This is a genomic window from Undibacterium sp. Ji42W, assembly GCF_049340405.1.
Lineage (GTDB): Bacteria > Pseudomonadota > Gammaproteobacteria > Burkholderiales > Burkholderiaceae_D > Undibacterium.
This window is the reverse complement of sequence record NZ_JBMPOV010000004.1, coordinates 414,354-440,997: the sequence shown is the minus strand read 5'-3', so window position 1 is coordinate 440,997 and position 26,644 is coordinate 414,354. Positions and strand designations below refer to the sequence as shown.

Genomic DNA, 26,644 nt, shown 5'->3' with positions numbered 1-26,644 from the left:
GATCATTCTACATGCATGTACAAGTTTTTTTCCAGAGAGTAGAACCTGATCTTGCTGCGTATGAGCAATACTTTTGTGTCAGAGAGTGAAATAGGGCTACAACATTGGGCCGGTCTGCGAATCCGGCCGCCATTGCGCGGCATTAGCTCAAGAAATGGTAGAGGTGACAGGAGCCTCAGGCAAAGGTATCTACCAATCCGTTATTTGTCTGTATCCTGGCCGGTGCCGTACTTGTCGTGCTGATCGTATTGTCAGGCAAATCAACGCCAGTTCTTGCCTGGCCAAGGCTGCGTGGCTGTTGTTGCGCGAAATTTTGTCCCTGGCCTGCTGCCTGTGAATTAACAGAGAAGCCTGTCAATTGAACGCCCGCATCGCTGAGCATTTGTTTTAAGCGCGGCAAGGCCGCTTCCAGTGCTTCCCTGACTTCAGGCTGGGCGGAAGAAAAACTGGCGCTTGCTTGTTCATTGCTGACCTTCAGCACGACCTGTAAGGGTCCGAGGTCCGGTGGGTTCAATGTCAACTCTGCTGATTGCAAGCCCTCACCCACCATCCAGACAACTTTTTGGCCTACTGCTTTATCCCAGCCATTGCTGCCAACGCGTGGTGCAATTTGCTCTGCTGCCAGCACTGCGGCATTGAATTGTGTACTACTGACCGCATTAGCTGCAATCGCAGGCGGTGCCATGACTTGCTGGCTGTCTTTGGCGGTTGCACCTGTTTTGACTTCAGATATACGTTCTGCCATGGCATCCTTTGCCTGTGCAATATCATTGGCAAACGATTTTGGCGTGTCCGCCGTACTTGCTACGGGGCGGGCATCCCCAATTTTGTCGTTGGTGGCTTTCGCCAAACTCAGGTCGCTGATCTTGGCGTCACTAACAGTTGTTTCGGAAGGTGTGTCTGCGCTGACTGTAGTTGCCCCTTTGCTTGTCAGTGCATCTTTTGGTGCTGGAGAGGTGAGTTCAGCCGTGCGGCTAATGGCATCCATCAATTTTCCGGCCTCTTTATCAAGAGGTGAAGCTACTGCATTTTGACCATTCTCTGCGAGTCTGGCCGTGGTTTTGCCGTCAGCCTTGCTGGCAATCATTTGCGCAGCAATTGCTGCCACATCAGCTTTTCCAACAGGGTCCTCAGGCTTGATTTGTTCCTCGCCTGTTGATTTGTTATTAAGCCGCGTAGTGACCAAATCCTGATTTTCAGCGCCTGACTTTGTCAGGCTTGCGACCGTATTGCTGTCGATCAAATCGCTTGCGATTGCCGTTGTGTCTGTACTGGTGACCGCTGCAAGACTATTGTTTTTGCTGGTATCAATATCGCTGGCAACAGGTTTCTTGGCTATATCTGCAGCCGCAGGAGCAGGATTGAGATTGCCTACCAAGGCCAGAATTTGTTCGCTGATACTGAGTTCATCTTCTTTTTTGACATCAGTCTCGTCTTCTTTGGTAACTGTGGCATCAGTATTTGCCGTGTCTGTTTTTACTGCACCAGTATTGGCATTGGCAGCTGCATTGTCGTCATTTTTTGCCAATTTATTGCCTGCATTAGCCTGATTATTAGCATTACCGTTGTTGTTAACGTTATTGTTGGTGTTGCTATTTGTCGCGTTATTGTTGTTTTTGTTGGCTTGAGGGGGCTTGTTCGCGTTGTTGGCACTCGCAGGGCGCGGCGCTTCCATCTCCGGCCTTTTTGCGCCAGAAATTTCTTTGTTCAACATTTGATTGAAATTGTTTTCGTTATTGCCAGACGAGCTGTTTTTGCTCGCTTTGGTGGCCGCAGCAGTTTTGTCTGTCGCTGTCAGTAGAGGATTAGCTTGCATTTGCGGTACCTGTAGATAAATTAGCGCTTGTAAAAGAGGGCGCGCGCTGCCATTTCATCGGTTTGCTTCTGATCTCGTTTTGCTTCTTTCTTTTGCTGCACAGTTTGTGCCCGGTTTTGCAAAGTGTCATAAGAAAGGCGTTTTTTTTCGCTTGCCTGCCATTCGGTTTTTGCCATGACGATGCGATGTTCTGCATCCATGACTACTTGCTTTTGTCCGTCTATGGCTGAATCAAGTTTGGCCAAAAAAGATAAAAAATTCGTATATTGCGATACATTCAAGCCCTTAGCGGCACCATCCTGCAATCTTTCCGCGTAATCATCGCGGTATTGTTGCAGCAAACTAAGTTTTTTCTCGGTATCTTCATGCGCACGTATGGCCTTACCCAGAAGTTTGGCGGCATCGTCAACTTCTCTTTCTGTAATTTCTATCAGTGTGCTAATTGGTGATTTCAACGCCATGGTGATTTAAGTATAGTCGCTGGCAGGATTTTCTATCCGTTGAATAGAGCCTGAAGTTGGCTCAAGCTTTCGGGAATGCTGCATTTTTCAGTAATATCTTGTTGCAAAAAGGCAACTATCCGTCCGTTGAGGCGTATCGCTTCATCCAGCAAGGGATCAGATCCTGGTGAATAGGCGCCAACGCTGATCAAATCCCGGCTACGTTCATAGCGTGAATATAATTGTTTTAACCTTCTGGCCAAAGCCTGATGTTCGGGCGTGGTTATGCCATGCATGGCGCGGCTGATCGATTGTTCAATATCAATGGCAGGGTAGTGGCCGCTTTCTGCCAAGGTACGGTTCAGGACAATATGACCATCCAGAATTGCCCTGGCAGCATCTGCGATAGGGTCTTGCTGATCATCACCTTCGGTCAATACCGTATAAAAGGCGGTAATTGACCCGCCTCCAGATTTGCCATTGCCCGCCCGTTCAACTAATACAGGCAACTTGGCAAATACGGAGGGGGGATATCCCTTGGTTGCTGGCGGTTCACCTATGGCCAGGGCAATTTCCCTTTGGGCCATGGCATAACGGGTCAACGAGTCCATGATTAGCAATACGCTGCGGCCCTGATCCCTGAAATATTCAGCAATGGTGGTTGCATAGGCTGCGCCTTGCAAACGCATCAAGGGAGGGGCGTCGGCTGGCGCGGCTACGACAACGGAGCGGGCCAGGCCTTCAGTACCAAGAATCTGCTCAATAAATTCCTTGACCTCACGTCCACGCTCACCAATCAAGCCTACCACGATGATGTCGGCAGCGGTATAGCGGGCCATCATGCCCAGCAACACGCTTTTACCTACGCCTGAACCGGCAAAAAGGCCCAGTCGCTGGCCTTTGCCAACGCTGAGCATGCTATTGATGGCGCGTACACCCACATCCAGTGTTTCAACAATCGGGGCACGTTCCAGCGGATTGTAGATGCGTGCACCCAAAGGGGCTGATTCGTGTGTGCCTAGTGGGCCAAGTGTGTCAAGAGGGCGGCCATTACCATCCAGAACGCGACCAAGCAGCTCATAGCCTACTGGCAGATGACGGCTGCGGTCGCTGGGACGGCGGCGTGGGTGATTGGCAATTTCATGCGCTTCAGGTTCTGCCGGAAAAACCGGGGAGCCAGGTGTCACGCCGTCAAGATCACTGTGTGGCATTAAAAACAGCCTGTCACCGTCAAAGCCGACGACCTCGGCTTCTATTTTTGCACCGCTTTGCAGATGAATGCTACAGGCACTGCCGACTGGCAGGCGCAAGCCTACTGCTTCCATCACCAGGCCAGTGACGCGGGTGACTCTGCCAGACATGGACGTGGTTTGTGCATGATAAACTTGCTCACGACCTAGATTGAGCTTGGATTTCCAGTCGTTGATGAAGGTATCTGACATGTGCGTCAGCCTTCTTTGCGATCACTGATTTGCATGCTGTCCAGCAGCTTTTGCCAGCGGCTTGGGTAGCTTGCATCGACGAGATTATGCTGGGTTTCCAGTTTGCAGCCACCGCGTGCCATCATGGGATCGACGATGATGCGCCAGCCATCTTCACTCAGTGTTTCACCGAGCTGATTTTTAACCATGGCTGCGTCTTCAGGGTTCAATAAAATATGGGCAGGTTGCTGTACGTTCGCCAACTGTGCAATGGCGTCTTCGACGATAGGTAATATCACGGTCGGATCGCTATCGAGTTTAGCTTTGAGCATGGTTTTTGCCATGTCTAGCGCAAGATACATTAATTCACTGCCCATTTGCTGGGATGCTGAATGCAATTGCTCCGAGAATGCCTGCGCCAAGAGTTGCAAGGAGTGGATTTCAGTTTGCACTTGTTCCATCGTTTCAGCATACGCAGTTTCCTGACCATCTTTAAGGCCACGTTCGTAGGCTTCTTTGTAACCAGCCGCAAAACCTTCCTGTTTAGCTGCCTCCCTCGCTTTGTCAGCTTCCAGTCGGCTTTGGGCAGCCTGGTTCGCATTTGCTGCCCTGACTTCTTCTACCTGAGCAGGTCGATTGTCCCCAAAAGACGCCATTTCCCAGCGCTGGAATGCTGTCATGTCACCTCTACGGGGAGTATTATTAGACATAGGCATCTTCGCCTTTTGCACCTAACATGATCTGGCCTTCGTCGGCCAGGCGTCGGACAATGAGCAGGATCTGTTTTTGTTGCGTTTCCACTTCAGACAAGCGTACCGGGCCTTTGGATTCCAGATCCTCGCGCATCATTTCTGCAGCGCGTTGCGACATATTCTTGAAGATTTTTTCGCGCATATCCTGATTTGCACCTTTCAGGGCGACGATCAGTGAATCAGACTGTACTTCGCGCAACAGTAACTGTATGCCCTTGTCATCAATTTCAAGGATGTTATCGAAGACAAACATTTCATCCATGATCTTTTCTGCCATGTCGCCATCGTATTTGCGCAGATTATCCATGACTGACGCTTCATTCTCGCCACTCATGAAGTTCAAAATTTCTGCGGCAGCACGGACGCCGCCTATGGATTTTTTCTTCAGGCTTTCGTTGCCTGTCAGCAGCTTGGTCAGTACGTCATTCAGTTCGCGCAATGCAGTTGGCTGGATGCCGTCGAGCGTTGCGATACGCAGCACGATGTCATTGCGCAGGCGTTCGGTAAACTGGTTCAGGATCTCGCAAGCCTGATCACTTTCCAGATGGACCAGGATGGTGGCAATAATTTGCGGATGCTCATTCTTGATCAACTCTGCAACCGAGGGTGAATCCATCCATTTCAGGCTCTCTATCCCGCTGGCATCCTTGCCACCGAGAATACGGTTCAATAAAGAAGCGGCCTTGTCGTCGCCCAGGGCTTTGGTCAGTACGTTGCGGATGTATTCATCTGAATCCAGACCGACCGAGGAACTGAGGTCGGCCGCCGATTTGAATTCTTCCAGAACCTTGGCGATGGCCTCATGCGGGATGGCACCGATAGCAGCCATGGCTGCACCGATTTTTTGCACCTCGCGCGGGCCAAGATATTTCATGACCTCGGCAGCGCCATCTTCACCCAGTGCCAACATCAGGGTGGCGGCTTTTTGGACTCCATCTTCACTCATTGCTGACCCATGCCTTTACTACGTTAGCCACAATACGTGGATCGTCTTTTGCCAGTTGTTTCGCCATTTCCAGATTCATTTCATAACTGGAACCATGTCTGGTATTCTGTAGTTCTGCTTCTTTCGACAAATTAACAATGGCAGCTTCTTCTTCCTCTTTTTCTGCTTCTTCCTGCGCCCGTTTTTCAGCGTCCATTGCTTCCAGAGTTGCTTTGTCTTTGCCCATCATCTTCAGTAACATGGGTTTCAAGAAGCCAAAAAACAAGTAGGCAAGGACGATGGCAACACCTATGTATTTGGCGATTTCTTTAGCCATTTGCAATACATCAGGTTGTTTCCACAGTGGTAAATCCACTATAGGCTCTTTTTCAGGGCTGGCAAAGGGGCTGTTGACTACGTTCAAGGTATCGCCACGGTCTTTGTTGAAACCCATGGCTTCTCTGGTGAGGTCAGTGATCTGGGTTTTTTCTATGTCTGTCAACGGACGTGTCGTGGTTTTGCCATTTTTATCTGTTTCTGTTTTGTAATTGATGACTACAGCAACAGAAAGACGTTTCACCCCGCCCATAGGTTGCTGCGTATAGCGTATGGTCTTGTCCACTTCAAAGTTCATGGTGGAGTCTTTTTGCATCAGGCCTGCGCTGGATGCGGCACTCTGTGTATTGGCTGCACCGCTGGCGACGATGGGGGCTGTTGCCGGGACTGGTGGTTGATTACTCAATGCCCCTGGTATGCCGGATGGGTTGCCCGCCTTGTTATACGACTCGCTGGTTTGCTGGCTACGTATGGCGGAAGCCTCAGGCGGTGAATTGGGCTTGTAAGTTTCAGCGGCTTGTTCTGAGCGTGAGAAATCGATATCTGCAGTCGCTTCAGCGCGCACATTATTGGCACCTACGATAGGTGAAATAATCGACTCTATGCGTTTGATAATGTTTTGCTGATATTCCTGTACGTATTTAAGTTGTGATGGGTCAAGGCTGTTGTTCGCCATCTGTTTGGTCGGATCTGACAGTAAATTGCCATTTTGATCGACGATAGTGACATTCTTGGCAGATAACTCAGGCACGCTACTGGCAACCAGATGAATGATGGCGCTGACCTGCTGTTGATCAAGCACACGGCTGGGGTAAAGATTCAATAAGACCGAGGCGGTCGGTTTTTGCTGGTCGCGGATAAAAACCTGTGATTTGGGAATGGCCAGATGTACGCGTGCAGTCTGGACTGATGAGACCGCCTGGATAGAGCGCGCCAACTCACCTTCCAATGCACGTTGAAAATTCACTTGTTCCAGAAACTGTGAGATACCCAGCTTTTGGTTTTCCATCAATTCAAAACCGACATTGCCGCCTTTGGGCAGGCCCTGTGACGCCAGTTTCAGACGCGCATCGTGGACCTGGTTGGCGGGCACAAGGATGGCATTGCCACCTTCTGAGTATTTGTAAGGAATGTTTAATTGTTGTAATGAGGCAACAATGGCACCACCGTCCCTGTCATTAAAGTTGGAAAACAAGACCTTGTAATCAGGTTGCTGGCTCCATAGCCATACACCCACCATGATGGCAATGGTAATTGCGGCACCGACCGACAGCATGATGTTGCGCATGGCGGGCGTCTGCGGCAAGCCAAATATGCCCGACAGGGCAGGTCCAGGCGGGGCAATTGCTATATTTTCTGCGGTTGCCATAGTTCACCTTGTGCTAAGTAATGTGTCAGTGGATTGCATGCTTGCTGTTCCAGATATGGTTTTTTCCTTGATAGCGATTTTCCACTTAATTACCGAAATCAAACGCAGGAAAAACGATGCCTTTACAGTTCTTTTCCAAGCTCCCATTTGCCTTCTGGGTGTTAATGTAGCAAATGTGAAAGTCCACAAGATAGGTGATCAAATGAAAATGGGGGGCATAGACGCCAGCCGCATAGAAACCATGGTTGCGCAATTAAAAGCGACCGCGGCCAGAATGGAAGCGAGTTCAGGTCTGGGAGTGAGTACGACAGATGGTACGGCAGCTCCTGGCAGGCTGGATTTTGCAGAGGCATTAAAGGCTTCGCTGGAGAGCGTGAATCAATCTCAGATCAGTTCACAGCAACTGGGACAAAAGTTTGCTATGGGTGATGATAAAGTCAGTTTGTCTGATGTCATGATTTCCATGCAAAAAGCCAATATCTCGTTCCAGACCACCGTGCAGGTGAGGAATAAACTGGTATCGGCTTATCATGACATCATGAATATGCAGATATAAGCGCTCAGCAAAAGTGCGCGCAGGTTTTAGAGACGGGCCCTGGCATCAGTCGTCAGTCTGAAAAATAAAGTCCGATTGCTGGAAATGGGGCTATGCCTGCGCAACTACTCAGCTAACTATGTATTAATTTTTAGCGTATACCGGTTAACTTGGCATTGCGTTCCCGCTCGAGCTTCATGATGTAGCGCTGTATGCTCGCCAGTACGCCGTTGGACATGTTAATGAACTGGCAGCCGAGGCGGCGATTTGATTTGCCATTCAACAAAACCAGATCCTGAGAGTTACGGATTTGCAGTATCACATCTACCAGGCCTATGGTCGGCAAATCAAGTTTGCATTGCTCATAGATAATACCTATGGTGCTATCCAGGATTTTTCTTTCATCCAGTATTGCTATGCCACCACAGCTGATATCTACCAACGCGAGCTTCAATGTTTCCTGTCTATCCTCCAGATGCACGGGTATCATCGCACGGATAGGGTTGGATAAAGGGGTATTGATACGATAATATTCGCGCCTTTGCAGACGTATCATATTCGTTGGTATTTCAAACTGTAGGGCAGGGCGATCTTCAAACTCTATGCGTTCAAGATTCGATGCAGAAAACTGTATGCTGATCCTGTCTAGCAGGCCTTCAAACGATACTCTTGGAGCCTCAATGATGCGCTGGTTTGCCAATTGACCAGGAGCACTATCAATGATCACCAGATTGGTGTCGTCATCAACGTCAAGTATGGAGGTGATGAATACTTCTGAGCCACTATTGATGAGCATGCTGATCAATTGTTTGCTTTCTTTCAGGCCGCGCAACAGACCGATGATTTCCCGGCGGGAATCAACTTGAAACGGGCTTTGATTTTCTGTACCCAGACTCGGAGGTGTCGATGGCATATTTTTATAGTCGTATTTTAAAATTGGGGCTGTTTAATTATTGTTGCCCTGAAGTCTCCGAAATTGTCTCAGACTTTTCCGTATCAATATGGTAAAGCCAAGCGAGCAGTTCTGCAACTGCCCGATACAGGGCAGGAGGAATATCCCGGTCAAGATCGACTTTCATGAGCAAAGAGACTAATTCTTTGGACTGATGTACATGCACGCCATGCTCTTTTGCCCTGTTGATGATTTCTTCGGCAATCAAACCTTTGCCTTTGGCAACTACTTTAGGCGCTGCATCACCATTCTGGTAAGCCAGAGCAACGGCATTTTGTACTGGTTTGACTGGCGGATCAGCTGCGCTCATTTTTATTCACCACAAAAGACATCAGTGGTGAACCGGCCACCTGCATGGCAGTTGCCAGTTCACTTGCGTGATCCTTTAGGGCAGAGACAGTGCTACTTTGCTCAGCCCGTAAGGACAGGCCCAGATTACTTGACTGTAGATTGATGATCGCTGTGACTGGCCCCAGATTGGGCAAATCAAAGCGAACCACCGATTGCCAGTTTACATTCTCAATTTCCTGCTGATGGCGATCTCCCTGGCTTTCTTTTTTTATTTCCCATTCGATTTTTTGTCCGGGGAAAAGCTCTCCCTGCCATCGTACAATATTTTGTTCCAGAACATTTAATTGCTGGTGAATTATTTGCCCCATTTCTTTATTGACAGGGCTTAAAGCTGTAGCAGGGTTGCTGGCAGTGATGTCGGTGGCGCCAATTTTTGCTTGAGGCTCTGCCTTGATGTCATTGATAGGCCGCTTGCCCTGTGCCCATTCTGCAACATGGGATTCATAAAACAAGCCGCTGGTGCTGATCTGGTGCTGGAGCTTACTCGCTGTCGTACTGGTGTCTTTTAATTCCACTGCAGTAGCAACGATCGGAGTCTGGCTGGCAATACTCAGTTTCTCCCCTTGATTGGGGGCAGTCTGCAAAATTTGAGTAATGAATTTCCCTGTGTTGCTCAGTGATGTCGGTGCGCTGCTCAGGCGATCCGGTGTCGTATCAAAGGCATTGTTATTGCCAGGGAAGAGCTTGCCGTTGATTTCTCCCTGTTTTGCAGTCGTTACTTCATGTGGGCTGACTTTGGGGGAGTTGATGCCAGTATCATTGTTGACCTTCCTGGCAGCTTCATTCACTGACAAACTGACTATGCTCGAAGTATCGGCTTTAATGCTTGTTTCTGGAGTGCTTGGTCTGCTGATTGTTTGCGAGACTGGTGTCTCCACTTCATTGACAGCCGCACCGAGATAATTACTGGTTTGAAGCTGTGGGCGCTTGTCAGCACCTACAGCGTAGTTTTGCGGTAGCGGAGTAGGGAACTGGGCGTCGCCGTTGTGTTCCAGCAGGAAGGTGGGGCGGGGTTCGGTTGCGATCAGTCGCAATGGAATCTGGTCGCCTGTTTTTGTACCTTCTGGCAGCATCATCTTGGCGGTAATGCCTGCCACCCGCACGGTAAAACTGCCATCCATCAACTTCGACAGGATTTCGCCTTTGAGCAATTGCCCGGTAACCAGTTGCGCCAGTTTTGGAGTGATGTCCTGCCTGGTTTCGTTGATGGATAATGCTGCTGCTGGTGCCTCGATATTGGCAACTGGTTTGGACAAACTATCGAGTGGGGTAGCCATAAAAATCAGGCTGCACTACCTGCACCATAAGCATTAGATAATTTTCTGTTGGTACTGGAGTTTTTTATCAGATCTGACAACTGCGCCATCCATGGTTCGGTAATATCACGGATTTCCTTGTCGTCAGCAAGAATTTTCTTGATGATGCGGACTTTCTTGTCGCGCATGTCTGCGGACAGGTCAAAAGGGATTTCGCTTTCACGTATGGTTTGCACGCGGCTGGAGCAGTCATTCTCCAGTTGTTCCAGCAGCTCCCAATTGCCTGAGCGTGCTGCTTCAAGCATATTGCCTGTAATTGCGGCAACATTTTCATACAATGAGATTAGTTCCAGACTATTCATCTTGATTCAAGCCTCAACAAAGTTGGCAGGACGAGGGGACAATGGGTCCATATTCATTTTTGGTGCTTCTGCGACAGGTTCGTTGCTGGGTGCAATCGCTTCCCATGAAGATTTTAAATCCCTTAAGAGATTTTTTACTTCATTGAGCATGTCATCGTTATTGTCCAAATTGGCGCGAATCAAACGGGCGCTCATATATTCGTAAAGCGCATCAAGATTATTGGCTATTTCACCACCTGCCTTCTTATCGAGACTTGCGCGCAGTCCGTTTTCGATAATGGCGATAGCTTTTGAAATTGACTGGCCTTTAGAGGCAATTTCACCGTTGCTTAAGTGTTGCGATGCATTGGAGATCGCTACGATTGCTCCTTCAAAAAGCATCACAATCAATTTATGGGGACTGGCAGCAATCACGCCAGTCTCTATGCCAACTTTTGCGTAGGCATTTGCACCACGTACTTGAGATGAGCCAAACATAGCGATTAATCCTCTCTGATATTATTGATACTGCTAACCACATTCACTTCGTACTTGACGTCAGTGCTGCCAGTTGTTGCGTGAGAAATGAACTAGTATTATTCAAACTACTAACAATAGTGTCCAAAGCTGTAAATTGTGCCCGGTAGCGTGCTTCTGTATCGAACAGGCGGCTATTTAAAATATCCCTTTGTTTGCCTATGTCCTTGATGCTACGGTTGATACCATCTGTAGCACTGGATATAGAGCCTGAAGTGCCAACAACACTAGACAGCAAAGACGATACCTGAGATGCATAACCTCTTGAAAAATTGACCGTACCGCGTGCGCCAAGTGAGCCACCGCTGACCAATATTTTCAAACCTTCGGCATCGGAACCAGTCGCGCCCGTCAAATATTGCCCACTACCGGCTGCTGTAATGCCATTCAGTTTCCCTGCTACGTCCACGCCCGCAGTACCATTCAGCACAGTACCGGTAAAGCTGGCTGCACCAGTACCTGTGCCATCAGCCAGACTCACATTCGACGCGCTGCCATAGCGGGTTGATTGCAATTGCAACTGGCCGCTGCCATTGATCGTTGCAGTGACTGTTGAGCTGTTGTCTTTGAATATAGAGTTGCCATTGATCGAAGTCTGCAGCAAGGTCGCCAGTGAAGACGCCGTGTAAGTGCCCGCAGCCAGCGACACCAGAGACGTCTTTCCATCCAGGGTTACATTGATGCCAGTGTTGGCAGCAATGGTGGTGCTGGCAGCAGTCAGGTCCAAGTCGCCTTGCAAACCACCTTGCGTGGCAATGGCTGTGATTTCCAGTCCATAAGCGCCTTGTTTGGTTGCGCTGGTCGAACTGGTATAACTGACCAGGCTGTCCGTTGCTTTGCCGACAGAGGCAAACAGACCGCTGATTTCATTGAAATTCGTCGACAAGGCAGTATTTAGTTTCGAAGAATCTACAGAAAGTGTACCGTCTTTTTGAAAACTGATGCCTATGCTGGCGAGACTCGTGATATTCCCACCCAGCCCGTTGACAGCGGTACTGAGTGTCGACCTGATCTGGCTTTGTACATTCCTGGCGGTAGAATCGCCAATTAGGATGCCGCCTTTTTGCGTACTGGCATCGTAACCGGTCAGGGTTTTTAACGTGGCCTGAAAGTCATTAAAGCCTTTCACAAAACCATTGATTGCAGATTGTATCCCGCTGGTATTGGCGCTCAATGACAAACTGGTCGTGCCCACTTTGCTCAGGTTCAGGGTTGTGCCCTGTATGGCGCCAGTTACCGCATTGGATGTACTGGAAATTGCAATACCATTAACAGTCAGCGCTGCATTTTGTGCCGTCGTTGTTTCCGTAAAATTTTGTGCGCCAGCCGGATCATAATTCACCAGGCTTTGAATTGCGGCATCGCCAGTAGCAGAGATTTTCAAGCTAGAAGTGGCACCAGTTTTTGCTGATGTAAGCACAAGATGATAGGGCGTAGCACTGCCGTCACCAACAATGGCTGCAGTTGCACCTACCTTTGCGGCATTAATTGCATCACGAATACCTTGCAGCGAATTGTTCGCGCCATCGATCGTCACTGTACCGATCGATTGTGTTGCATCCTGGGTAAAAGTCGAACCTGTATACACGCCATTTGCAGAAGTGCCGCCAGCGATAGTGCCAAACTCGAAGTTGATTGTCGTGCTGGTGCCGCTACCTATGCTCGCAGTGGAGCTGAGTTGACCAGCACTGGAAATAGTTTGCGCCTGTGCCAGCTTGGTGACATTGACGTTATAGCTACCTTGAGTAGAAACGCTGGTGGTGGTGGCAGATAAAATTGAGCTGTCGCCTGCAGAAGCAGTAAGCGACTGGAAAGTGCCCAGATTGCTGAGGCCGGTAACATTGGACTGAAAAACGCTGAGCGCGCTATTAAGCGTGCCATAAGCAGATAGCTTTGCCTGAAAACTGGCTTCTTTCTTCGCCAGTGTTGTCAGTGGCTGACTCTCCACCTGCATTAGTTTGGTAATGAGACCGTTGACGTCCAGATTGGCGCCTAAGCCTGTCGATTGTATGCCCACATTGTTCCCCTTGTCAGACCGTACTGTACTAAATTATCGGCAAAGACAAACCAGACTTTAGAGGGGAATTTACATGCCAATTTAAAACTTAGATGCAGGACTGACTATAGATTAGCTAATTACGCTTGTTGTTTGATCAATAGACCTTGTAGTTTATCCAGAGAGCGCGATATTTCAAGGGCTTCTTCAGACGGGATCTGGCGCAAGACTTCTTTGGTTTGCAGATCAACCACCTTCACGACTACTTTATTACTATGTTCTTCTACACTGAATTCCAGGGATTGTGACAGAGACTGGATTGTTTTGTTGATATCGTCGACTGCTTTGGTCACTTTATCAAATTCTGGTGGTGTTGACGCAGAGGAGGCTGCCTTGACCGCATCAATGGTTTGCGTTGAAGCTGCTGCAGACTTATAAACGGGTGAGCTGGTATCAGGTGCGACTGTACGATCGGCGATCAGTTGTCCTGATGGAGATGCGCTCCCTATCGACCGGATGTCCATGATCTTTTCCTTCAAGAAAAATACCCCTGATCAAAAAGATGACCAGGGGGACATGCTTTATGCTTTAAGTATAAACCTAATTTACTTAAGCCTACTTCTATTAGCCACGCAACAGGGCCAGAACGCCGTTTGGCAAGCCATTTGCCTGAGCCAAAATCGCTGTACCAGCTTGTTGTAACACTTGGCCACGAGTCAGGGACGCTGTTTCTTGGGCGAAATCTGCATCACGGATACGGCTGCGGGATGCTGTCAAGTTTTCAGAGTTAGTCTGCAAACTTTCGATCGCGGAAGAGAAACGGTTTTGATACGCACCCAGAGAAGCCCGGGAACTATTGATTGACTGCAATGCCGCATCAATGGTCGTCAGCGCAGAGGTGGCCCCGGCAGCCGTACCCAGATTCAGTGACGATACACCAGCACCAACCGTTACCGAAGCAGATGTAAAGGCACCTGTCAGATTGGCAGCTGTCAAACCAGTACCTGTACCGTTAGCCAGAGTGATACCAGCAGAGCTGGTAGAAGTCAGTGACAGTGTTGATGTAGCTACGTCAGTTGCGCCAGTTGCTGATACGGTAATACCTGTATTTGCAGCGGCAGCCGCAGCGTTTGAGCTCGCTGTTACAGTGATGTTACGGCCATCGGCAGCAGCCAGTGCAACTGCACCAGTTGATGTATTGAATGTTGCTGTAACGCCTGTTTGTGTACTGATTGCATTGACAGCAGCAGCTACTTGAGCACCACGTTGTGCGCCAGAAGTAGATGCATTCAAGGCACCCAGATTTACGCCGTTAATAGTAATGTCGCCAGAAGCAATGGCTGTTGCAGAAGTGCTTGCAGTACCTGCAACAGTTGTCGAACCAACAGTTGCTGTAACACCTGTGCTGCCGCTGATTGCATTGATCGCAGCTGCTTTGGAGATGCCGCTAGCTGTAGAGTTGGAGAAGGATACGCCATCTGCTGCAGAAGCACCAACTTGGTAGCCATTGATGGACAAGTCACCAGCAGCCAGGGCTGTGGTAGTAACTGCACCGGCACCGGCAACTGTTGTTGCGTAGCTGGAAGATGCACCGACACCCAAGGCACTAGATTTTGCGCTGGAGATGGAAGCGATACTGATTTGATCGTTCGATGTACCGTTAGCGCCAACTTGGAAAGTTTGTGCGGAGAAGCTACCGTCAAGCAGGTTCACACCGTTGAAGTTAGTGCTGCTGGCAACGCGGTTGATCTCAGAAATCAGCTGACTTGCTTCATTGTTCAGAGCGGCACGATCAGAAACGCTGTTAGAACCGTTGGCAGATTGTACGGCCAGATCACGAATACGTTGCAAGTTGGAACCGATTTGTTGTAATGCGCCCTCAGCAGTTTGCGCCAGGGAGATACCGTCGTTCGCATTACGTGCAGCTTGATTCAAGCCACCAATTTGAGAAGACAGACGTTCGGAAATAGCCAGACCAGCGGCATCATCTTTGGCGCTATTAATACGCAGACCGGAAGACAGACGTTGCAGGGAAGTGTTCAGAGCAGATTGGGATGTGCTCAAGTTACGTTGTGCATTCAGCGATGCAATATTGGTATTAATAACAGCCATGGTAATTCTCCCTAAGTTATTCAAATTGGCGTAGTAGCCTGAAACTTTGGTCTTTCGTGCTGACTATTGGACCGCCGTTGTAAAGGGTATCGGTACAGATAAAAAAAGTTTTAGCGTGTTTCTGAAAATAAATCTTATTTTTTTCGCTCAAGTTTTTTTAGTCATTCCGCTTGTCGGCGCTTTTTTTAAATACTTTAGGGTCTAATTTGATTTAGTTTTGGGGCTTTATTTAACACATGGAAACAAATTCATTGGTTATAAAATAAGCCTGAGCAGGGTTGTTTCTGGTATTTTCCATTCTATGCATGCAGTTTTACTCATTTTGCTTAAATAATTTGTAAGCAAACCGAGGCATTTGTAAAAATAATTAATGATAAAAAATCTTACTTAGGAACTGGTCATGGCAAAAACAGGTTTTGATGCCCGAAAAGCAATGCGTGAAGTTCATAAGTTTTTCGATGCTGGAGCGCTGGCCGAGGCAAAACATGCCGCACTGAATATTATCCGGCATTTTCCGCGCCATGCTGAAGCGCTCTATGCTTTAGCCAGAATCTGTGGCGATACAAACGAGTGCGATGAAGGTATGACGTATATCAAGCTCGCCTTTGACGTCATGCCACATTTTGCTGATAACAGGAAAATCGCTTTCGGTATATTTAATAAGTACTTATTGGCAAAGCAGTATGCGCAACTGGAAGATGGCAGTTTGTGGCTGTCATCTTATTTGCCTCGTGATGGCATCGTCTGGGATTATCTTGGTCTTGCCAGGATAGAACAGGCCAAATTCCCTCAGGCTTTGGATGCATTAAGCAAGGCAGTTAGCCTGTTGCCGAATAATTCGCATGTTCTTGTAAATATGGGAAATGTGCTGATTTCCCTGGAGCGCTGCGCCGACGCTATTGTTTATCTGGAAAAAGCACTGGCGATACAGCCAGATATGGTGGTCGGGCTAAATAATCTTGGCAATGCGCAACGTTTTATTGGTAAAACAGAAGAGGCGATTGCCAGTATATCGAAAGCTGTTCAATTAAACCCCAACCTGGCCTACCTGTTTAACAATCTTGGGTTGGCTTATCGCGAGCACAGCATGTACAGCGTCGCTATTGAGCAATACCGGCATGCCTTGCAATTGCAACCCGATCTGGTTCAGGTTTACCCTAATCTGATTGATGCTCTGCGTCAGAACGGGCAGGTGCAAGAATCTATAGAATGCGGTCAGCATGCCTTGACACTGACGCAGAATATTCCAGAGATCTGGGCCGCCTATGGTGATACCTTGCGTGAAGCAAATCACCTGGATGCAGCGATAGAAGCCTACATAAAAACACTGTCTTTCAGACAAGATGGTGAATCATCTTTCAACAGAAAAATTTATACCAACTTATTGTTTTGCCTGAATTACCATCCAGATTTGACGCCGGAAGTCATTTTTAATGCTTACCACGAGTTTGATGTACGGTTTACCGCTCCACTAAAGGCAACATGGAGGGCATTTGAAAATGCCCCTATACCTGGCAAACGGCTTAAAGTAGGCTATGTGACCCAAGCTTTTTACAATCATGTTTGCAAGTATTTTCTTTTGCCACTCATAGAAGCGCATGACAAAGGGCAGGTTGAAGTGTATGCCTATGCCAATCCACCGTTTGAGGACGAGGTCACAGACTATTATAAAAAACAGGTAGACCATTGGGTGCCAACCCGGGATATGACAGATGAGGTGCTGGCAGAACGTATTCGTGCTGATGGCATCGATATCTTGGTGGATGTCGCGGGTCATACCAATGGTAACCGCCTGTCGGTATTCGCACGCAAACCGGCACCAGTTTCCTTGCATTGGCTTGAATATGGTTATACAACTGGCTTGAGTGCGATTGATTATTACTTGACGGACAAGCCCACAATTACGGACAATTGCGCCCATTTATTTTCAGAGAAAGTATGGTGCCTGGATGGTCCTGCATATGTATACAGACCCGACACGCGCAAGGCAGAACTGACAACTTCGCCTTTTGAACAGACTGGCATGGTTACCTTTGGCAGTTTGTCACGCTCCACCAGGATTAATCACCGTGTTGTACGTGTTTGGGCAACGATACTGGATGCGATGCCCAATTCCCAGTTGATCATTAATAGTGGCGACTTCAAGGATCCGCAAGTACAGGATGAAATGGCGTCAAGGTTCATGCGTTATGGAATCGAACGTTCACGTTTGCATATAGGCTTTACTACACCTTCCTGGGAAGTGCTGAAACATATAGATATCAGTCTGGATTGTTTTCCGCATAATTCAGGAACGACCTTGCTGGAATCTTTATATATGGGCATTCCGTTCATCTCCCTGGCAGACCGGCCTTCTGTTGGCCGTATCGGCGCAAGTATTCTGACTGCGATTGGCCATGAAGAATGGCAAGCGTATACTGAGGATGAATATGCGCAAAAAGCCATTATTCTGGCGCACGATCTGGATGGATTACGCAGACTAAGGGGCAGTTTGCGTCAGGAAATGGAGCAGTCTCTGCTCATGGACGAGCCGGCTTTTGCACGTTCAGTAGAAAAAGCATTTCGCCAGATGTGGCAAATTTATTGTGAAGGACAATAAGAGTGAAGGCAGTTATCTTAGCCGGTGGCCTGGGGACGCGTATTTCTGAAGAAACCCACCTCAAGCCCAAGCCCATGATAGAGATAGGAGGGCATCCTATACTCTGGCACATCATGAAGTCGTACTCGGCGCATGGTGTGAATGAATTCGTGATCTGTTGTGGCTACAAGGGCTATTTGATCAAGGAATATTTCGCCAATTATTTCCTGCATATGTCAGATGTCACTTTCGATATGCAGAATAATAGTATGGAGGTGCATGAGCACCATGCCGAACCCTGGAAGGTAACCCTGGTGGATACCGGGGAAGACACCATGACTGGCGGGCGTCTCAAGCGTGTCGCCCGTTATTTGCAGGGTGAAGAAGCATTTTGCTTTACCTATGGTGATGGTGTTGCAGACCTGGATATTGCTGCTTCCATCGCATTCCATAAACAGCATGGCAAACTGGCTACCGTGACAGCAGTTCTTCCGCCCGGACGCTATGGCGCACTGGAACGTGACGGTAATCAGGTCGCCGGTTTTATCGAAAAGCCGCGTGGTGATGGTGGCTGGATCAACGGCGGATATTTCGTGCTGTCTCCCAAAGTGCTGGATTTTATCGATAATGATGGCGTTAGCTGGGAAGCCGCGCCACTTGCCGAATTGGCCAAACGCCAGGAATTAATGGCCTTCGAGCACAGTGGATTTTGGCAGCCCATGGATACGCTGCGTGAAAAAAATCTGCTGGAAGACTTGTGGCAATCAGGAAAAGCACCGTGGCGAGTATGGTAAATCACATCACAAAAACAAGCATCGTTGATCCCGCCTTCTGGCGCGGGCGGCGTATCTTGCTGACCGGGCACACTGGTTTTAAGGGCGCCTGGCTGGCATACTGGCTGTCTGGCATGGGCGCTGTGGTGCACGGGCTGGCTTTGGCGCCAGCAACCGAACCTAATTTGTTCGATTTGCTGACGATTGAAGACAAGGTCAGCAGTCACATTGGCGATATACGCGATATTCATGCGGTGACCGCTGCGATGGATGCGTGTCAGCCAGAGTTTGTATTCCATCTGGCAGCCCAGGCCCTGGTGCGCGCTAGTTATCGTGAGCCTCTGGCGACTTTTGCCAGCAATATCATGGGCACAGCCAATCTGCTGGAGGCACTCAGGGGGCGCAGCGATGTAAAACTTGCACTGATCGTCACGACGGATAAAGTCTATCGCAATCTTGAGCAGATCAATCCTTATCCAGAAACTGCTGAATTAGGTGGCCATGACCCGTATAGTGCCAGCAAAGCTGCGGCAGAACTGGTGCTGGCAAGCTATCGCGCTTCATTTCTGGCCGGGCAGGGCACCGCCGTGTTGGCAGCCAGGGCCGGGAATGTGATTGGCGGGGGCGACTGGTCTGAAGACAGATTGCTGCCAGATGCTGTAAAAGCCTGGCAAAGCGGGCAGACTTTGCAGATTCGCCGTCCCGACTCTGTCCGGCCATGGCAGCATGTACTGGAACCACTGTCAGCATATCTGTGTCTTGCCCAGTATGCGCATGCTAATCCACAGGCCAGCCATGCCTGGAACATAGGCCCCGATGATGCAGCAAGTGTAAGAGCAGTAGTAAAGCTTGCACAGGCTGCTTATGGCAGTGGGCAGACTGAATTTGCGGCTGATATTGTTGGCCCGCATGAAGCGGCCTTATTGGCATTGGATGCCAGTAAATTGAGGCAGACCCTGGGGGTTGCCCCGCGCTGGAATCTTGAGCAGGCGGTCAGCCGCAGTATGCACTGGTATCGTGATTTTGCACAAGGTCAGTGTGCTGCAGAATTATGTGACCAGGATATTGCCGCTTTCATGGCAGGTAATGCATGATGCAAGTCTCAGCCTCAGGCCGCTTTGAGATTTTATCGACGCCTTTGGATAGCCTCTACCTGCTGCAAAGAAAAGTGCTGGGTGATCAGCGTGGTTATTTTCAACGCATGTTTTGCGCAACAGATTTGGCCGGGCTAGGCTGGCACGAGCCAATCGCACAAGTGAATCATACCTATACTTCAGTGAAGGGGTCGATACGCGGCATGCACCTGCAATTGCCCCCAAGTGCAGAAATGAAATTAATCACCTGCATGAAAGGCGAGGTCTGGGATGTGGCCGTAGATTTGCGTGCTGATTCTGCCACTTTCTTGCAGTCGCATTCTGTGTTGCTGTCACAAGCGAACCAGCGCTCGTTTTTAATACCTGCCGGTTTCGCTCATGGTTTTCAAACCATGTCGGATGAGGTTGAGATGCTATATTGCCATAGCAAGCCTTACGTACCTGCAGATGAAATGGGATTAAACCCATTTGATGCCCGGTTAGCAATAGAATGGCCTGTGGGGACAACCGAGATGTCGGATAAAGACCGCAACTGGCCCATGTTAAGTAAAGAATTTCAAGGAGTGATTGTATGAAGTGCAGGCATTGCGCGCATGAATTGACGCAAACCTTTCTCGATCTTGGTTCAGCACCACCATCGAATGCTTATTTAAAACCAGAAGCCCTGAGCCAGGCAGAAATCTGGCTACCTTTGAAGGTAATGGTTTGTGATGCTTGCTGGCTGGCACAAACCCTGGATTTTACCGGGCGTGAAAATTTATTCGATGCCGACTACGCCTATTTCAGTTCATTTTCTTCTAGCTGGCTGGCCCATGCGAAGAAATTTGTTGAAGCGATGTGCCAGGATTTGGGCTTGAATTCGCAAAGCCTGGTGATGGAAGTGGCAGCAAACGATGGATACTTGTTGCAATATGTGCAAGAGGTCGGCATCCCCTGTTTTGGTGTGGAACCAACCGCCAGTACCGCTGAGGCAGCAAGGAAAAAAGGCATCAATATCGTAGAGCGCTTCTTTGGCGTAGAACTGGCTCACGAGATATTGGCGCGTGGTCAGCGCGTCGATCTATCAGTAGCAAATAATGTATTGGCGCATGTGCCTGACATTAATGATTTTGTCGCTGGCTTTAGCCTGCTCTTAAGTGAGCAAGGTGTCGCCAGTTTTGAATTCCCGCATTTGTTGAATATGGTGGAGCAAAACCAGTTTGATACTGCTTATCATGAACATTATTCTTATTTGTCATTGCATGCGGTCAGGACGGTGTTTGCAAAAAACGGATTGCATGTATTTGATGTACAGGAGTGGCCAACGCATGGTGGCAGTTTGCGCGTGCTTGCGCAGAGAATGGATATCAGGTACCGCGAAGAAAAAGCCAGTGTCGCGCAAGTACTGCAAGCAGAACAGGCAGCGGGTATTCTCAGTGACGATTTCTATAAGGCGGCACAGCACAAGGCAGAGTCTGCCAAGTTTGCATTGCTGGAGTTTTTACTCAACGCAAAACGCAATGGCAAGCGTGTAGCCGCCTACGGCGCTGCTGCCAAGGGCAATACCTTGCTGAACTTTTCTGGAGTCAGGCCTGATCTCTTGCCGTATGTGGTGGATATCAACACCCATAAGCAAGGTAAGTTCATGCCTGGCAGCCATATACCTATTGTTGACATTCATCATTTAGTGGCAGATAAACCGGATTTCATTCTTATTTTGCCCTGGAATTTGCAGGCAGAAATCATGCAAGACCTCGCCCAGGCAAAAAACTGGGGCGCGCAATTCGTCGTTGCGATTCCTCAATTAACGGTGGTGTAAGAGCTCAGCATGATAGAAATACATCCAGATGCGCGAATTTCCAAATTGGCTGATATTGAAGATTCAGTCAGAGGGACGCGCATTATCATAGGTGCTTTTTCCAGCATAGACAGCTTTGTCAAATTCAAGCCTGCCGGTGGCGTGGCCGATGTTGTGATTGGTGAGCGCAGTGTCATCAATTCTGGCTGCGTGCTGTATACGGGGAACGGCATCGTGATAGGAAATGATGTGGCGATTGCCGCCAATTGTACTTTTGCGCCAGTCAATCATGCCTATCACGACAAAAGCCGGCGCATCAATCAACAAGGTTTCTTGCCTGGCAAAGGTGGCATAGTCATTGAAGACGATGTCTGGATAGGGGCAAATTGCGTGATACTTGATGGTGCCATTTTAAGGCAGGGTTGCGTCATAGGTGCGGGTTCTATCGTCCGTTCTGAGGTCGCTGCGTACTCCATCAATGTTGGCAACCCCTTGCAACAAATCGGGATGCGCAAATGAGCGAGACTTTGCGCGCAACCCTGATAGGTGGCAAAGGCTTTGTTGGGCGGCATCTGCACCAGGCTTTGCGAGCAAACGGGTGGGACAGTTATGTCGCAGAGCGTGATGATTCACGGCTGGCGACGGATGATCTGGGTCATGTTTTTTATTGCGCTGGCCTGACGGCAGATTTCCGGCAACGCCCCTATGCTACAGTAGATGCCCATGTGCACTTGCTATCAAGTATTTTGCAACAAGCCCAGTTTGCCAGTCTGACTTACTTGTCGAGTACCCGTGTTTATGCTGGCGCTACGAATACGCAAGAAGACACAGCATTGACCGTCAGCTCTCATTTGTCTGGTGATTTATATAACATTTCCAAACTCATGGGTGAAAGCCTGTGCCTGCATGGTGGTCGCAATGTGCGCGTAGTCCGTTTATCGAATGTGTATGGAGCAGGGATGCCAGAGCAGAATTTCCTGGCAGATATCTTGAATGCCGCAACAAAAACGAAAAGGGTGGTATTTCGCAGCAGTCCTGATTCAGAAAAAGATTACATTTCCATCGCAGATGTAGTGCGTTTTTTACCCATAATTGCTACACAAGGTGAGATTGGCATATACAATTTAGCCAGGGGCAGGAATACTAAGCATGCCAGAATAGCAGCTTTGCTGGAACAGTTCGGGATCAGTTGTGAATTCGAAAATCATGCGCAGTGCATCAGTTTTCCGCCTATTTCTACATTAAAGCTGGAGTCCTTGTCCGGTCAGCCGGAGTTGGATATAACAAGTGAATTACCAGCGCTTTTTAATCATTACACAAAAAACCATGAACCCGATTAAACAATTTGAAGCAGAACGCGATGCCCGTATAGAGCAATTGGGCAAAGATCTTGAGTTCCAGGCGCAGTCCCGCGATTGGCTGGAGCAAAGCATGCGTCGTCAGTATGTTTATAACTTTTCATGGTTGGGGCGACCCATCATACAAAACCCGATAGACATGATGGCGATGCAAGAACTGATCTGGACGGTGCAGCCAGACCTCATCATAGAAACCGGTATTGCTCATGGCGGTTCTATTATTTACTCCGCTTCCTTGCTGGAGTTAAATGCTGCTTGCGGTGGTAATCCTGATGCTAAAGTTATTGGCATCGATATTGATATTCGAGAACACAATAAGGAAGCAATTCTGCAACACCCTATGTCCAGACGTATCCAGATGCTGCAAGGATCAAGTGTCGCTACTGAGATTGTGGATCAAGTGAAGGCAATTGCACAAGGTAAGCAAAAAGTCTTGGTATTCCTGGATTCCAACCATACCTACGAACATGTATTGGCTGAGTTGCAGGCTTACGCACCATTGGTAACGAAAGACAGTTATTGCGTCGTATTTGATACTTTTGTAGAAGATGTGCCGGCAGATGTCTTTGATAATCGTCCGTGGCAGCCGGGAAATAGCCCGAAGACTGCCGTTTTCGAATATCTGAAAACCCATCCAGAATTTGTGATAGACAAGGCCATGGATTATAAATTGCAGATTACCGTTGCACCTGATGGTTTCCTGAAACGGGTCAGCTAGAAAAAAGCTCAAAAAAACACGGAGGACATCATTTTGTCCTCCGTGTTTTTTTATATTCTCTTTACTAATCCGCGATATATATACACCTGATACGCTGATCCCCTGATATCAGCCCGCCTTGATGACGCGGTTTTTCCCTGATTGTTTTGCCTCATACATTGCCTTATCGGCACGCTTGATGGTTTCTTCTTGCGGCTCAAGCGGATTGCGCAAGGCAACCCCCGCACTGAAAGTAATGAACAAGCGTTGATCATTGGCTGTGAAGAAGTGTTTTGTCAGTTCTCTTTGTACGCGCATCATGGCCTGAGCAGCTTCTTCCAGCTGCGTTTCCGGCATGATGATGACAAATTCCTCACCACCGTACCGTGCTACCACGTCGATGGATCTCAGGGTTTGCTTGACGATACGTACCAGGTGAACCAGCGCCTCATCACCGGCGGCGTGGCCGTGGGTGTCATTGAGCTTCTTGAAGTTATCAAGATCCAGCAGGGCTACGCAAAGTGGTGTGTTACGACGGTCAGACCTGTCGGCTTCACGTTCAAATACATCGTCCATGCCTCTGCGGTTCAGGCTGCCTGTCAGTTGGTCTTCCCTGACCAGTTCGCTCATGTGGGCAAGCTTGTTTTCCAGTTCCTTGATGCGTGCTTCTGCCTCACTGACCTCTTTTTGGGCGGCGACTATCATGTCGCGCGAACGCAGGGTTTCAGACTGGACTTCCTTGGTTTCGTTGAGGATATTCCGGATCAGGTCGTTGACCTCGGCAACATTCTTGGCGGAACTCAGTTGTTGTGAATAGGTACCCATCTTGTGCTGATAAGCCCCAGTGCTGTCTGCCATGGCATTCAATCTGTCGATAAACGCCGTCATCATGTTCTTGACAGAGGTTTTTGACTCGTCAATACTGGTTTTCAGTACGCCTTGCTTATAGATGACATCTTTCAGGCTGCGCGTGGCTTCTTGCAGGGCACGGTGATCAATCGGGCCTGCGATGAGATTTTGTACTACCTCGATCTGGCCACGTAGCCAGTTATCGTTGTCGAGCAGATCGTGGATATTGGTCAGCAGAAGGTCAAACAGGCGCAGCAGCAATTCCTGTTGTTCAGCGCTGTCACCACTTTGCAGTTCAATCTGAAAGCACAATTGCTTGAGTCTGCCAGCAATCAGATTCAGCTCACCTTCATTGCCAGCAACCTTGACTGCCGTGCCCAGGCTTTCCGACTCTTCTGCAAGTTGCGGGCTAGGTTTCAACAGTGACGTGAGGGCAAGTGTCAGGGTGCGGTACAGCAAGTCCTTAAGTATGCGCAATCTGCCATCTTCAACCGGGCCATCATCAACCAGCGAGATGCTTTTGTTGGCAACAGGCAGTGGCAGCGGATCGACGAGACTGATGTTACTGGACGGTGCTGCCGGCGGTGCCGTAATACGTTCAGCCAGTTGGGTCAGGCCCCGGCCATAATCTTGCCAGTTGCCAGTTTTGATGGCCCGGCTGAAGCGTTGGCCAAAAGTGGACATCTCACCTGTCGAAATTTGCAGGCTGTTGGCAAAATTGGCAAGTAAAATCTCGGCTGGCGGAATGACTGGGGCTGCCTCCACTTCAGGCGGGGCTTCTACCGGAGTATCTGGAATGCCAGCAATGTCGTTATATAGTTTGCGGTAGGCTTCGGGTGTTGGCGCGATACGCTGTATCGCCAATTGTTTGAATGTCTCGCGCGCAATATCTGTGGGACTTTTAAACTGCGAATTATTTGGAGTTTTCGACATTTTGCTTTGCCAATGACCTTGCTAACAAGAGTATTGCCTACGACATTAATATTGCCGCTTAATCTACAAGCTGATTTTTTATTGCATAGTGCGTTAATTCAGCATTGTGCCGCAATTTCATCTTCAATAGAATTCTCGACCTGTATTCACTAATGGTTTTTACAGAAAGTGACAATTCTTTTGCGATATCGCTGACAGACTTGCCAGACGCGATTAAAGTCATGGTTTGAAACTCACGGTCAGACAGGGTTTTGTGCAGCGCATCTTCATGTTCTTGGTTCAGGTTGTTTGCCAGCTCCTGGGTAAGTTGCGTGCTGATGTATTTCAAGCCACGGGCTACCTGCCGTATCGCTTCTAGGATTTGCGCGCTGCTGCATTGCTTGTTCAGAAAACCAGAGGCGCCAGCTTTCAAGGCACGGACTGCATACTGGTCTTCTCTGTGGATGGAGAACATGAGGACTGCAATATGTGGTTTCTCGGACTTGATTTGCTTTAAAACTTCTATGCCATTCCTGTCTGGCAGGGCAATGTCCAGCAACATGACCTCAAAATCGAGCTGACGGCTCAGGCGTATCGCCTCCAGGCCTGTTTCTGCCTCTGCGATGAGCGCCATATCTGTTGTGGTTGAGATAATGCTCTTTATCCCTTCCCTGACCACCGCATGATCATCGACCATGAGTACGTTGATTGCTGCTTTTTCTGTCATGCAAAATCCATTTTCTTATTCAGGCAACTTGGTATTGCCAAACATCCTATCAGTACTGATATTGAATGGTAACGGCAAGCAAAGTATTCTTCTATTTTATAAGCTAAGTGTGGGCTTTCGGTGCCACAAAGAAAATTATTTTGATCAACTCCGCTACAATGATTATATGAGCAAAGCATTTATGAAAGAAGCAGACCCTGACGACGAAGAAGAATTCGGTGCGCCAGCTATTCCTGCGGGTGTAAAAAACTATATGACGCCGCAAGGGCATCAGCGCATGAAGGACGAGTTCTTGCAACTCATGGACGTTGAGCGACCTGAAATTGTCAATATCGTGCACTGGGCTGCTTCCAATGGTGACCGTTCCGAGAACGGCGACTATATCTATGGCAAAAAACGTTTGCGTGAAATAGACAGGCGCATACGGTTTTTGACCAAACGCCTTGATATTGCCGAAGTCTTTGACCCACGTATTCATCATGGTTCTGATCAAATCTATTTTGGTGCCACCGTCACCTATGAAAACCAGCATGGTGAATCACATACTGTGACGATAGTCGGTGTTGATGAGTTTGATCCTCTGCAAGGCAAGATCAGCTGGATTTCTCCTGTAGCCAGAGCACTTATCAAGGCCAGGGTTGACGATACAGTGACCTTGCGTACCCCGGGTGGGATAGAGGAATTGACCATACTTGAGGTTGATTACCCGGCATAAGATTTTTAATTTGGCGATGAATCCA

Annotated in this window: 26 protein-coding genes; 10 read left to right on the top strand and 16 right to left on the bottom strand. The window is 48.6% G+C overall.

All coding sequences use genetic code 11. The features are described 5' to 3' along the window. Positions 1-175: 175 nt before the first annotated feature. The 6 genes from ACO0LG_RS11480 to fliF are packed head-to-tail and all read right to left on the bottom strand — an operon-like array spanning position 176 to position 7,059. Positions 176-1,816, bottom strand: a complete 1,641-nt coding sequence (locus ACO0LG_RS11480; protein ID WP_423026366.1) for a flagellar hook-length control protein FliK — start codon at positions 1,814-1,816, stop codon at positions 176-178. 20 nt (positions 1,817-1,836) lie between these two features. Then, the gene (fliJ, locus tag ACO0LG_RS11475; RefSeq protein ID WP_423026364.1) at positions 1,837-2,277 is read right to left on the bottom strand and encodes a flagellar export protein FliJ; all 441 of its coding nucleotides are present in this window, start codon (positions 2,275-2,277) and stop codon (positions 1,837-1,839) included. Positions 2,278-2,309: 32 nt separating this feature from the next. Beyond that, positions 2,310-3,698, bottom strand: a complete 1,389-nt coding sequence (gene fliI / locus ACO0LG_RS11470) for a flagellar protein export ATPase FliI (protein ID WP_423026362.1) — start codon at positions 3,696-3,698, stop codon at positions 2,310-2,312. Positions 3,699-3,703: 5 nt separating this feature from the next. Continuing rightward, positions 3,704-4,387 (bottom strand): flagellar assembly protein FliH, encoded by a 684-nt coding sequence (locus tag ACO0LG_RS11465; RefSeq protein WP_423026360.1) that lies wholly within the window; start codon positions 4,385-4,387, stop codon positions 3,704-3,706. Next, a complete protein-coding gene (fliG, locus tag ACO0LG_RS11460; RefSeq protein ID WP_423026358.1) occupies positions 4,380-5,375 on the bottom strand; it encodes a flagellar motor switch protein FliG in 996 nt (331 codons plus the stop codon). Before fliG ends, ACO0LG_RS11465 begins: the two co-directional genes overlap by 8 nt. Then, a complete protein-coding gene (gene fliF / locus ACO0LG_RS11455; protein WP_423026356.1) occupies positions 5,368-7,059 on the bottom strand; it encodes a flagellar basal-body MS-ring/collar protein FliF in 1,692 nt (563 codons plus the stop codon). Before fliF ends, fliG begins: the two co-directional genes overlap by 8 nt. Before the next feature lie 202 nt (positions 7,060-7,261). Here fliF and fliE point away from each other — a divergent pair, with 202 nt between their 5' ends. Beyond that, positions 7,262-7,615, top strand: a complete 354-nt coding sequence (gene fliE / locus ACO0LG_RS11450) for a flagellar hook-basal body complex protein FliE (RefSeq protein ID WP_423026580.1) — start codon at positions 7,262-7,264, stop codon at positions 7,613-7,615. Positions 7,616-7,745: 130 nt separating this feature from the next. Here fliE and ACO0LG_RS11445 read toward each other — a convergent pair whose 3' ends face one another. The 8 genes from ACO0LG_RS11445 to ACO0LG_RS11410 form a co-directional block, all read right to left on the bottom strand. Next, positions 7,746-8,507, bottom strand: a complete 762-nt coding sequence (locus ACO0LG_RS11445; RefSeq protein WP_423026354.1) for a flagellar brake protein — start codon at positions 8,505-8,507, stop codon at positions 7,746-7,748. A 37-nt stretch (positions 8,508-8,544) separates the two neighbouring features. Beyond that, complete coding sequence (locus tag ACO0LG_RS11440; protein ID WP_423026352.1) at positions 8,545-8,856, bottom strand: EscU/YscU/HrcU family type III secretion system export apparatus switch protein; 312 nt, start codon at positions 8,854-8,856, stop codon at positions 8,545-8,547. Then, entirely contained in the window at positions 8,843-10,174 is a 1,332-nt protein-coding gene (locus tag ACO0LG_RS11435) for a flagellar hook-length control protein FliK (protein ID WP_423026350.1), read from the bottom strand. The genes ACO0LG_RS11440 and ACO0LG_RS11435 overlap by 14 nt, the downstream gene beginning before the upstream one ends. A gap of 5 nt (positions 10,175-10,179) precedes the next feature. Beyond that, the gene (locus ACO0LG_RS11430) at positions 10,180-10,515 is read right to left on the bottom strand and encodes a flagellar protein FliT (RefSeq protein ID WP_423026348.1); all 336 of its coding nucleotides are present in this window, start codon (positions 10,513-10,515) and stop codon (positions 10,180-10,182) included. A gap of 6 nt (positions 10,516-10,521) precedes the next feature. Next, entirely contained in the window at positions 10,522-10,992 is a 471-nt protein-coding gene (gene fliS / locus ACO0LG_RS11425; protein WP_423026346.1) for a flagellar export chaperone FliS, read from the bottom strand. A 43-nt stretch (positions 10,993-11,035) separates the two neighbouring features. Beyond that, positions 11,036-13,048, bottom strand: coding sequence for a flagellar filament capping protein FliD (gene fliD / locus ACO0LG_RS11420; protein ID WP_423026344.1), 2,013 nt, complete (start codon positions 13,046-13,048; stop codon positions 11,036-11,038). 119 nt (positions 13,049-13,167) lie between these two features. Continuing rightward, on the bottom strand, positions 13,168-13,551 hold the full coding sequence (locus tag ACO0LG_RS11415) for a flagellar protein FlaG (RefSeq protein WP_423026342.1): 384 nt from the start codon (positions 13,549-13,551) through the stop codon (positions 13,168-13,170). Between the two features lie 100 nt (positions 13,552-13,651). Then, the gene (locus tag ACO0LG_RS11410; RefSeq protein WP_423026340.1) at positions 13,652-15,139 is read right to left on the bottom strand and encodes a flagellin; all 1,488 of its coding nucleotides are present in this window, start codon (positions 15,137-15,139) and stop codon (positions 13,652-13,654) included. A gap of 400 nt (positions 15,140-15,539) precedes the next feature. On the opposite strand from ACO0LG_RS11410, the gene ACO0LG_RS11405 reads away from it, so the two are divergent. From ACO0LG_RS11405 to ACO0LG_RS11370, 8 genes are read left to right on the top strand one after another with little or no spacing between them, the layout of a single operon-like run. After that, on the top strand, positions 15,540-17,738 hold the full coding sequence (locus ACO0LG_RS11405) for a tetratricopeptide repeat protein (protein WP_423026338.1): 2,199 nt from the start codon (positions 15,540-15,542) through the stop codon (positions 17,736-17,738). 2 nt (positions 17,739-17,740) lie between these two features. Next, a complete protein-coding gene (gene rfbF, locus ACO0LG_RS11400; protein ID WP_422951350.1) occupies positions 17,741-18,511 on the top strand; it encodes a glucose-1-phosphate cytidylyltransferase in 771 nt (256 codons plus the stop codon). After that, entirely contained in the window at positions 18,505-19,584 is a 1,080-nt protein-coding gene (gene rfbG / locus ACO0LG_RS11395) for a CDP-glucose 4,6-dehydratase (protein ID WP_423026578.1), read from the top strand. The genes rfbF and rfbG overlap by 7 nt, the downstream gene beginning before the upstream one ends. Next, complete coding sequence (locus tag ACO0LG_RS11390) at positions 19,581-20,159, top strand: dTDP-4-dehydrorhamnose 3,5-epimerase family protein (protein WP_423026336.1); 579 nt, start codon at positions 19,581-19,583, stop codon at positions 20,157-20,159. The genes rfbG and ACO0LG_RS11390 overlap by 4 nt, the downstream gene beginning before the upstream one ends. Next, positions 20,156-21,382 carry a methyltransferase domain-containing protein gene (locus ACO0LG_RS11385; RefSeq protein ID WP_423026334.1) on the top strand — a complete coding sequence of 409 codons (1,227 nt, stop codon included), beginning with the start codon at positions 20,156-20,158 and terminating at the stop codon, positions 21,380-21,382. The genes ACO0LG_RS11390 and ACO0LG_RS11385 overlap by 4 nt, the downstream gene beginning before the upstream one ends. Before the next feature lie 9 nt (positions 21,383-21,391). Then, positions 21,392-21,880, top strand: coding sequence for an acyltransferase (locus ACO0LG_RS11380; protein WP_422951353.1), 489 nt, complete (start codon positions 21,392-21,394; stop codon positions 21,878-21,880). Further along, the gene (locus ACO0LG_RS11375) at positions 21,877-22,701 is read left to right on the top strand and encodes an NAD-dependent epimerase/dehydratase family protein (RefSeq protein ID WP_423026332.1); all 825 of its coding nucleotides are present in this window, start codon (positions 21,877-21,879) and stop codon (positions 22,699-22,701) included. Before ACO0LG_RS11380 ends, ACO0LG_RS11375 begins: the two co-directional genes overlap by 4 nt. Next, the gene (locus ACO0LG_RS11370) at positions 22,688-23,437 is read left to right on the top strand and encodes a cephalosporin hydroxylase family protein (RefSeq protein ID WP_423026330.1); all 750 of its coding nucleotides are present in this window, start codon (positions 22,688-22,690) and stop codon (positions 23,435-23,437) included. The genes ACO0LG_RS11375 and ACO0LG_RS11370 overlap by 14 nt, the downstream gene beginning before the upstream one ends. Before the next feature lie 108 nt (positions 23,438-23,545). Here ACO0LG_RS11370 and ACO0LG_RS11365 read toward each other — a convergent pair whose 3' ends face one another. Both ACO0LG_RS11365 and ACO0LG_RS11360 read right to left on the bottom strand, forming a co-directional pair. Beyond that, complete coding sequence (locus ACO0LG_RS11365) at positions 23,546-25,198, bottom strand: GGDEF domain-containing protein (RefSeq protein WP_423026328.1); 1,653 nt, start codon at positions 25,196-25,198, stop codon at positions 23,546-23,548. A 58-nt stretch (positions 25,199-25,256) separates the two neighbouring features. After that, the gene (locus tag ACO0LG_RS11360; RefSeq protein WP_423026326.1) at positions 25,257-25,904 is read right to left on the bottom strand and encodes a response regulator; all 648 of its coding nucleotides are present in this window, start codon (positions 25,902-25,904) and stop codon (positions 25,257-25,259) included. Positions 25,905-26,070: 166 nt separating this feature from the next. Here ACO0LG_RS11360 and greB point away from each other — a divergent pair, with 166 nt between their 5' ends. Beyond that, positions 26,071-26,619 (top strand): transcription elongation factor GreB, encoded by a 549-nt coding sequence (gene greB / locus ACO0LG_RS11355; protein ID WP_423026324.1) that lies wholly within the window; start codon positions 26,071-26,073, stop codon positions 26,617-26,619. Positions 26,620-26,644: the final 25 nt, after the last annotated feature.